We start from the raw sequence: 8,202 nt of genomic DNA, 5'->3' as shown, positions 1-8,202 counted from the left end.
ATAGCGTAAAGGTGTATGGGCATTGTCTGAATTCATCTTGATCTCCTCCGAATGAAAAGAGGGCATTCGTATTAAATCGCCATGTTATTCAGATTTTTTCGACAGCGAATCAGTTACTTAGTTCCTATACAGCGTCTCAATGCGTAGAGGTCTGGACATGGGGTAGAGCATAGGTTAACGGTGCGGGATTGCAAGACCTGACCCCAATTTGCTAGAGTCGCAGATCGGCGGCCAGTCGTCGTGCTTCTCCATCCATGCGAGACGTCGATCCGATGAGGTCGGTTCGATCGTCTTGTCTGACAGCCGACAGGCCCAAAGCAGAAGTCACCCTGATCTCAGCCGACCTGATCGAGAAATAGCTCGCGAAGAACCTCCGGACGCTCGTGCGCAACACGAATGAGCGATCGCGCCGCACCGCTTGGTTCGCGCCGGCCCTGCTCCCATTCCTGGAGGGTGCGCACCGAGACACCCAAGAGTTTTGCGAATTCGCTCTGCGACATCTTGACGCGATAACGGGCGAGCGCCACCGAGCTATGAATACTCCCTGTCGTTCCGGCTTTCATTTCGCGGATGGATTCGAGCAACTCGGCGCCGATGTCCCGCGCTGCATCCCTTTCGAGGAGTTCTTGTTCAGTCTTCGGCATGATCCAGCATCTCCCGCGCAGCATTGAGCACATGGGCCGGCAAATTGCCTCGTGCGCTCTTGGTGTAGATCAGTAAGCGGCTAGATGCGTCCGTCTGCCAGCCGGTTGTAGTAAATGACCCGGACGCCGCCTTGTTTTCCGCTACCAGACATGGACCAACGGACTTTTCGGACACCACCTGTGCCGGGAACGACATCCCCAACCAAGGGGTTTCTGGCGATCCAGACGCAGAACTCGCCGCGTTCTTCCTCGGTCCAGTAATCGGGCCACAAACGCGTGAAGGATGGCGTTTCTGCGATGGTCAGCATGGCTCCAGTATACGTCAAAGACGCACAACCGGCTTGGGAGACGGCTCTATGCGGATACCGGACAGTCCGCTCTATCTCCGGATGCTCTGCTCACGCCCCAGAGCTGCCACTGGACTTACGTCGCCCGGCGGCAGCTGAAGAAGCGAGACCAGGCGTTATCTGTGAGGACGAAGGACTCCACGGCGGTCGTCGGAAGGCCAAGATGTTCCTTTAAGTAGCCTACAGCGCTACAATGCGCCAAAAAGGAGATCCCTAATGGCCGTCAACGTCAAGCTGCCCGAGGAACTCGTCAACCAGGCGAAGCGCTATGCCCGGGCTGAACATCGCTCGGTGCCCAAGCAGATCGAATATTGGTCGCAGATCGGCAAGATCGCCGCAGAGAACCCGGACCTGCCATTCTCGGTGATTCGCGAGATCCTGATCGCCGATCAGGAAGAGGCGGTTGTCGAGTACCAGTTCGGCTGATGCGCCTGCTCGTTACACCGACCTTCGCTCGCGCAGTCAAGAAGCTCCATCGCAGGCAAAAGGTCGATCTCGACGAAGCGGTGAGAATCATCGCGCAAGATCCCGGGATCGGAGAGACCAAGGTCGGCGACCTCGCCGGTGTCCAGGTCTACAAGTTTCGTATGGCCAACCACCTGTGCCTGGTCGCCTACCGGGTCATGGACGCAGACACCGTCAAGCTCCTGATGGTCGGCCCACACGAGAATTTCTATCGAGACCTTAAGCGCGTGGAAAGCTGACCAAGCGAGTAGCGTCGTTACGCGCGCGATTCCCAACCATGTATCCGCTAACCGTTGGATTGCCGCCGCCCCTCAACCGGGGGTGAGCGTCTGCATGTGACCGCGCCCTTCCGCTCAGCCGCCGTGGATGAGTTTCCGCTAATGGGACTCAGCAGGCACTGAGACCTTGCTCACGTGAGGAGCAACGACTATGGAATTATCAGTCATCCAATCTTGCCAATTCGGCTGATCCGCGGCGCCTCCACCGCATAGCGGGCGATGGTCGGGAGTGGGCGAACGCCGTCGGATTCGAGCCTGGCCAAGCCCAGGCCCGCCAGTCGCTCGGCGGCCTCCCGGCAGAAGGATTGTCCGGCATCGGGCTCCTTGGCGGCCTTCTTCCAGTAGCGTCCGAACTGCTCGGTCCAGCCCCGATAGGCGGCATGGATGCTGGTCCAGGATTGCGCTTGATCTTGGGACAGGTGCTCCGCGAGATGTCCGGCCATCAATAGGGTGATGTGTCCTTCCGTGCCCTCGGAGGGCATGCGCTGGTCGGCCAACTCACCGTCCGGGTCGACCATGGCGATGCCCTCGGCGCGCATCTCGGGGATTAGGCCGGTGGCCTCTTGGATGCGCTGGACGATGGCGTGACGCTGGTTGAGTAGATAGGCCCGCTCGTCCTCGTTCAGCTCGCTGTAATAGAGCACCGGGTCGTCGAGCAGACGCTCGGTGAGGCGCTGGCGCAGCTCGCGGTTGCGGGCCTCCGGGGACGTCGGGGTCAGGTCTTGCAATCAAGCACTCGTAGGCTTGATGGGTAGGTGCACTGGCGATTCAATCCCGTTTTCAAGCCGGCGCACGGCTCGACTGACGGTGGAGTAGTGTACGCCGAAGTCATCGGCGATCTCCTGCATGCGGTAGACGCCGCTCTGATAGGCCCGTGCTATCGCCTCGGCTCGGACGGGGTAGAAGAGGTGACCCACCAGCCCATGGCGTCGATTCGTGGTTTGGGTATCGACGCCGTTGAGCTGGCGCATTCCCTTGGAGAGGTTGGCATCGGGCGTCTCGACGACGCAGTGATAATGATTGGTCATCTCGCAGTAGGCGTGGCAGCGCCAGTTGAACCGACGGCAGACCTCGCCAAGCAGCGTCAGCCAATCCAGGCGGTCCTGATCGTCGCGATAGATCGCCTCGCGCCGATCACCGCGCGCCGCTACATGATAGAGCCCGCCAGCAAGCTCAATGCGTAGAGGTCTGGACATGGGGTAGAGCATAGGTTAACGGTGCGGGATTGCAAGACCTGACCCCAATTTGCTCAGGCGCTGATCGCCAACTTCGAGGTCGCCACGGGGCAGGTCGTCACCCCGTCCATCGGCGAAACCCGCACGGAAGCGGACTTCCTCGCCCACATCGCCACCACGGTGGATACGGATCCGGATGCCAGCTGGATCTTTGTCTGCGACCAGCTCAACATCCACCAATCGGCCAGCCTGATCGAATTCGTCGCGCAGCGCTGCGCCATCGACACGGATCTCGGGCGCAAGGACAAAGAGGGGATCCTCAAGCGCATGGCCTCGCGCGCCGCCTTTCTCCAAGACCCCACGCACCGCATCCGCTTCGTCTATACCCCGAAACATTGCTCCTGGCTCAACCAAGTCGAGATCTGGTTCGGCATCTTGACCCGCCGACTGCTTAAGCGCGGGCGGTTTGCCTCCACCGAGGAACTCAAGCAACGGATCCTTGACTCGACTTTGGCCATTTTTCCCGGCTGTAAATCTCTTTTTTATCAAAATCTTACGATGCGTAAAAAATTGAACGAGGGGTCCAGTTTCGGCGTTCTGGCCTCCCGACCCCCTCTAATTTTCAGCCCTCACGATACTTCAAGCAGTTAGCTTTCTGGGAGACCGCCAAAATGGCCAAAGTCGAGCCTTGAGTTCATCGACTTCTTCAATCAGACCCTCGCCAAGCCGTTTCGCTGGACCTACATCGGTAAGCCCCTGATGATGTGAGTTATCGACATAATTTAAGGCGTGAGGTACTAGTGCTCAGACGACCCAACGTTATGCCCATTTGGCGGATAGTGCCTTGCGTGAGGCCTCCGGCGGGGTGGCGGCGATGGTGAATCAGGCGAGGCAGAGGGAATCGGTTTAAGTGTAGGGGTTGGGTTGCCTAAAGTGACAACCCAATTCGGTACGTAGGATCGCTTTCTCTCTTTCTAAATAGTCATTTTATTTAAATTCATCAATGTCTTTTTCTTTTGATAATAGAAATTTAAGTAAGGATTTATTTTGAAATCGACATGTTTGCATAAGGCCAAGAAGCAGTAAATATTGAGGGGTCATAGATTCAAAAAAAGCGCCTGAAATTTTTCTTTGTACGGCCAAGTGTCTGATCGCACGCTCTCCAGCGTTATTGTTCCAAGGTAAATCGTCCTCCATAATAAAAGCAAAAAGACTATTTCTGTAGCGTAAAAAGCGCTTTTGATATTTTGGAGTAATGTCAGAACTGTACGTTTTGTTAATGGTTTCTTCATAAAATTTTTCAATAATAGAGGTGAACTTGCTAAGTCTTTTTGTTTTCGCCCCATATTTGTCGACTGTCTCTAAAATTGGGACAATAAGATTTTTAACTTCCAGTACAAACTTTTCAAACTCAATATCAAAAGGCGATACCCATAAATCATCGTTTAGGTCTCTAATTAAATGCACCCAACATTTTTGTTGTTTACACTTTACGGAATCATATCCAGGGTAAAAATCTGATATTAATGTTCCCGAGTATTCACCAAGAAACTCATGGACAATACGGGCTTCTCTGGTTGGAGTCAGTTTGAAAACGACATGTTTTCCATCTGAGAATACCCATACAAATTGTTCAACTCCTTGTATGCTTATTTTTGTTTCGTCTGCGTGTATAAATGAGCTGCTTAATATTTTTTGGGTAAGTGCTTGCTCTGTTTCAGTGTAAAAATCACTAAAATATTTCATGAAATTTAAGATTGAAGTTTGACTAATTTTCTCTCCAAATTGATCTTCCAGTGTTTGGGTGATGACTCGATACGGCAATCGAAGAAATAATCTGTTATACACCGCCCAGGCTTGCAGACCATGTCCATATGCAAAATAGTTTACTCTTATTGCCGGAGGATTATAATGCGAGTGGCATTTTCGACAGAAGCCCATTTTCCCTACGTATTTAAGATATATTTTTTTGACCCCGGACTTATTAAATACAAGATCAACAACAATGCATTCTGAAATTCGTTCTGATTCTATTAGCGGTTCACCTATATGCTCTGGGCACTCTAATCTTGTTGGCACAAAAATAGTCTTTCTTGCTCTGGGAAGTCGCTTGAAGTGCCCTGGGCATCCTTTTGGCCTCCCGTGCTTTTTATTCGGTTCTTCCTTTTTTTTCCTGATTTTTGCCAAGCAGATTTTTTTCTTATCATAATCAGAATGAGCGAATTCTAGAATGGCGTCAAATTGATTATGTATGTTAGTTGCTACTTCGTTTGCTAATTTTTTAGGCTGGTCCGCATAATCAACATTAGGTAGACTGTCAGTAGAATTATTGATTTTAGTTAGCGTATCAGCTAATAATTTAAGCGCCTGGCAATCCTCGCTGTTGTATGTTATCAAAAAGTCTTTATATTTTAGGTCATGCGTATCATCCCAATAAGATCGCCAGACAATGCTTTGCAATCCAGATGCTTCCGGTGATGTCCATACTGCTCCAATAAATTTTCCGATATCTTTCAATCCATTTGAATATACTGGAAAATACACTTGCCCGTAAATAAAGGTATTGATATTAATCAAACGATTTTTGATGTCATCAATGTCTATGGCTGATTCATAACGTTTTGCTAATTTTGAGATAGCACGCACTTCGTAGTTTCCGTAATGGTAAATAGGTGAATCATTATATTCACTTATTTTTTCTATAAACTGACTCCATATTTTTTTCTCGCCTTCACATGTGTCAGCCCAAAAATAATAGTGTTCGCACGAATTGTTTTCGCTACATACGAGTAATCCGATAAGATACTCATATTCCTGATCAGGAACTCCTTCGATATCTAAAAATAACTCGATAGGCTTTCTGGTTATTTGAGGTAAATCTTGAAGATAAATTTTATTTGTTCTAATTGCTAATGCTTGTAGCTCTAGTTTGTGTAGCTGTATTAGCGGTTTTTTGGATCGCTTTTTGCGCCTTCTAGGTTTGTATAAATAGGAGAGTTGCTTAATTGTAAAAATTCCTTTTTTTTCGTAGTGCTTAATCAGCTTTTCTGTAGCATGACTGAGCAGGCTAATATTGTCCTCTTTTTCCGCCTCTGTTCGACAGAAATGCTGAAACTGACAATAGGAGCAATGCTTATTTAATATTATCGGCGTTGGTTCGGGTGGCTTTTTCTGAACAAGATTTTGAAAATCAAAATTATCAATTATAGTTTTTAATTTTTTGTATTCATTTTCAAGATTGATTACATGAGATTTTAAATCTGCACCAATAATCTTCCCATTTGCTGGCTGCAGGTCTTGAATTTGCCCTAAAATATATCCGGCAAAAGTCAACTCTAATTTCTGGAAATCACTAATCTGGTTTGTTCCAACAAAAAGGCCTTGATCATCGTTTCGCCCAAAACCCTAAATTATGGTAGGGTATCGCAAAACATACCAATATAAATCAGCGTGTTACGCCTGTGCTTCAGCCGTCAGTCCCGCAGGTGGACCAATCGATGATCAAGGCCAACAAAAATTATTGGTTCGTAACTGTAATCACCTAGTAATGAAGGCGATAATATTTTTTCCAGAACAGCGCAGTTTGATTCATGCTCTTTACTCTGAAGTTTTGCATTGATCAGGAGGTTGCTCCCGTTTATTAAATTCATGCTATTGCAAGAGCTTAATTCTGGGTGCTGATTTTTTAAATTTTCCAAATAAGCAGTTTGGTTGATAGTCTTTTTATGTTCAAGAATAGTGATATATTTATTAGCTTTGCCTTTTTCATCGGCATGTAGCAATAGATAAGTCTTACGTTGACATTGAGCATATGCAACCAGAATGTCAGAGGTGATTTTTTTCATCATCCTCTTAAGATAGCTCACGTTAGGTAAAATCAAGGCTAGACGTGCAAGATGACGACTGTTGCCGTCAAAGGAAGGTGAGCGCAATCGAAGGCATCCGCTACCGGAAATGCACCAGAGCCAGTGACTTTCAGGCATAAAAAATCCCCGTGTCTCAACGAAACACGGGGATTTTCAAGGTCTTGTTGGTGCCCAGGAGCGGAATCGAACCACCGACACGAGGATTTTCAGTCATCCAACCTTGCCAACTCGACTGATCCGCGGCGCCTCCACCGCATAGCGGGCGATGGCCGGGAGCGGGCGATGGCCGGGAGCGGGCGAACCCCATCAGCCTCGATCCTAGCCAGACCCAGGCCCGCCAGACGCTCGGCGGCTTCCCGGCAGAAGGATTGTCCGGCATCGGGCTCCTTGGCGGCCTTCTTCCAGTAGCGTCCGAACTGCTCGGTCCAGCCCCGATAGGCGGCATGGAGGCTGGTCCAGGATTGCGCTTGATCTTGGGACAGGTGCTCCGCGAGATGTCCGGCCATCAATAGGGTGATGTGTCCTTCCGTGCCCTCGGAGGGCATGCGCTGGTCGGCCAACTCACCGTCCGGGTCGACCATGGCGATGCCTTCGGCGCGCATCTCGGGGATCAGGCCGGTGGCCTCTTGGATGCGCTGGACGATGGCGTGGCGCTGGTTGACCAGATAGGCCCGTTCGTCCTCGTCCAGTTCGTCGTAATAGAGCACGGGGTCGTCGAGCAGGCGTTCGGTGAGGCGCTGGCGCAGCTCGCGGTTGCGGGCCTCCGGGGTGTCGGCGACGAATCGGGCGGTGATGGCGCCGATGCGCTGGTCCAGGGTGTCCTCCGGCTGTTCCAGGGTCCCGACCAGGGACGGACCGCGCCGGGTTACCAAGAGGGCGGAGAGGACGTGGCGGTCGATGTCGTAGAGCACGTCCTGGCTTTCGTTTTTGATATAGGCGTCCTCGTTGCCGGCCACACGGACCAGCACGCCGAGGTTCAGCAGGAGACGGACGACGGCCACCAGATCGCGGCGATCTTCCTGGGTGCGCAGTTCGAACACCAATCCGCTGGCCACGACACCGGGCTCGGCGGACTGGTCCATGGCGGCCTTGCCCAACCGGCCCAAGGTGCTCTGCATCTCGCCGCGCTCCAGGCCCGCCAGCACCAGGCACAGGAGGGCGTAGCGGCGGCGCGTGAAATCCAGGTCTACCGGGCGTTTGCCGGGGCGGGCGGCACGGCTGCCGTCGTCGTGCTCGGGCGCGGTCTTGGCCAGGCGCGCGAAGTCGGCCTCGAGCCGCAGATCCCAGCGGGTCTCGCTGTTCAGCCAGTCCCTGAGCCAGTCGACATGGCGTTTGACCAGCCGGTAGGCGGGGTGATCGGCATAGAGCAGGGGCTGCATCAGCAGGCCACGCATGGCCCGGCGCCGTTCATCGTCGCGAAGTTGGGT

10 protein-coding genes and 1 pseudogene are annotated in these 8,202 nt (G+C 51.8%); 3 read left to right on the top strand and 8 right to left on the bottom strand.

The annotated features are described in order from the left end of the window. Positions 1 to 335 precede the first annotated feature (335 nt). Positions 336 to 644: a helix-turn-helix domain-containing protein gene (locus G3480_RS24005; RefSeq protein ID WP_164656761.1), complete on the bottom strand. Its 309-nt coding sequence runs from the start codon at positions 642 to 644 to the stop codon at positions 336 to 338. Between the two features lie 80 nt (positions 645 to 724). Then, positions 725 to 952 (bottom strand): transcriptional regulator, encoded by a 228-nt coding sequence (locus tag G3480_RS24000; protein ID WP_338114215.1) that lies wholly within the window; start codon positions 950 to 952, stop codon positions 725 to 727. A 255-nt stretch (positions 953 to 1,207) separates the two neighbouring features. Here G3480_RS24000 and G3480_RS23995 point away from each other — a divergent pair, with 255 nt between their 5' ends. Further along, positions 1,208 to 1,417 (top strand): TA system antitoxin ParD family protein, encoded by a 210-nt coding sequence (locus G3480_RS23995; RefSeq protein WP_164656760.1) that lies wholly within the window; start codon positions 1,208 to 1,210, stop codon positions 1,415 to 1,417. After that, positions 1,417 to 1,695: a type II toxin-antitoxin system RelE/ParE family toxin gene (locus G3480_RS23990; protein WP_164656759.1), complete on the top strand. Its 279-nt coding sequence runs from the start codon at positions 1,417 to 1,419 to the stop codon at positions 1,693 to 1,695. The genes G3480_RS23995 and G3480_RS23990 overlap by 1 nt, the downstream gene beginning before the upstream one ends. Before the next feature lie 203 nt (positions 1,696 to 1,898). Here G3480_RS23990 and G3480_RS23985 read toward each other — a convergent pair whose 3' ends face one another. From G3480_RS23985 to G3480_RS28650, 3 genes and pseudogenes are all read right to left on the bottom strand, one after another. After that, positions 1,899 to 2,462, bottom strand: a complete 564-nt coding sequence (locus G3480_RS23985; protein WP_240906022.1) for a TIGR02678 family protein — start codon at positions 2,460 to 2,462, stop codon at positions 1,899 to 1,901. Further along, positions 2,463 to 2,651 carry a helix-turn-helix domain-containing protein gene (locus G3480_RS29120; protein WP_338114216.1) on the bottom strand — a complete coding sequence of 63 codons (189 nt, stop codon included), beginning with the start codon at positions 2,649 to 2,651 and terminating at the stop codon, positions 2,463 to 2,465. It abuts the gene before it with no gap. Continuing rightward, a pseudogene (locus G3480_RS28650) lies at positions 2,637 to 2,930 on the bottom strand (transposase); the annotation flags it as partial. The pseudogene G3480_RS28650 and the gene G3480_RS29120, both read right to left, overlap by 15 nt. A gap of 60 nt (positions 2,931 to 2,990) precedes the next feature. Between G3480_RS28650 and G3480_RS23975 the strand changes: the two are divergent. Continuing rightward, on the top strand, positions 2,991 to 3,560 hold the full coding sequence (locus G3480_RS23975) for a transposase (protein ID WP_240906023.1): 570 nt from the start codon (positions 2,991 to 2,993) through the stop codon (positions 3,558 to 3,560). Between the two features lie 336 nt (positions 3,561 to 3,896). On the opposite strand, the gene G3480_RS23970 is transcribed toward G3480_RS23975, so the two are convergent. The 3 genes from G3480_RS23970 to G3480_RS23960 all read right to left on the bottom strand — a co-directional run. Continuing rightward, positions 3,897 to 6,242, bottom strand: coding sequence for a TM0106 family RecB-like putative nuclease (locus G3480_RS23970; RefSeq protein WP_164656757.1), 2,346 nt, complete (start codon positions 6,240 to 6,242; stop codon positions 3,897 to 3,899). A 140-nt stretch (positions 6,243 to 6,382) separates the two neighbouring features. After that, complete coding sequence (locus tag G3480_RS23965; protein WP_164656756.1) at positions 6,383 to 6,892, bottom strand: hypothetical protein; 510 nt, start codon at positions 6,890 to 6,892, stop codon at positions 6,383 to 6,385. A gap of 89 nt (positions 6,893 to 6,981) precedes the next feature. Then, on the bottom strand, positions 6,982 to 8,202 hold a 1,221-nt coding region (locus G3480_RS23960), incomplete at its 5' end, for a TIGR02678 family protein (RefSeq protein WP_164656755.1).

The organism is Thiorhodococcus mannitoliphagus (assembly GCF_010915725.1).
Classification (GTDB): Bacteria; Pseudomonadota; Gammaproteobacteria; order Chromatiales; family Chromatiaceae; genus Thiorhodococcus; species Thiorhodococcus mannitoliphagus.
The sequence above is the reverse complement of the archived record's forward strand: the minus strand, read 5'-3'. Positions and strand labels throughout refer to the sequence as shown.

Bases quoted from the DNA above. Each gene is read 5' to 3' on its own strand.
- G3480_RS24005 (WP_164656761.1), bottom strand. From the start codon at position 644: ATGCCGAAGACTGAACAAGAACTCCTCGAAAGGGATGCAGCGCGGGAC.
- G3480_RS24000 (WP_338114215.1), bottom strand. From the start codon at position 952: ATGCTGACCATCGCAGAAACGCCATCCTTCACGCGTTTGTGGCCCGAT.
- G3480_RS23995 (WP_164656760.1), top strand. From the start codon at position 1,208: ATGGCCGTCAACGTCAAGCTGCCCGAGGAACTCGTCAACCAGGCGAAG.
- G3480_RS23990 (WP_164656759.1), top strand. From the start codon at position 1,417: ATGCGCCTGCTCGTTACACCGACCTTCGCTCGCGCAGTCAAGAAGCTC.
- G3480_RS23965 (WP_164656756.1), bottom strand. From the start codon at position 6,892: ATGCCTGAAAGTCACTGGCTCTGGTGCATTTCCGGTAGCGGATGCCTT.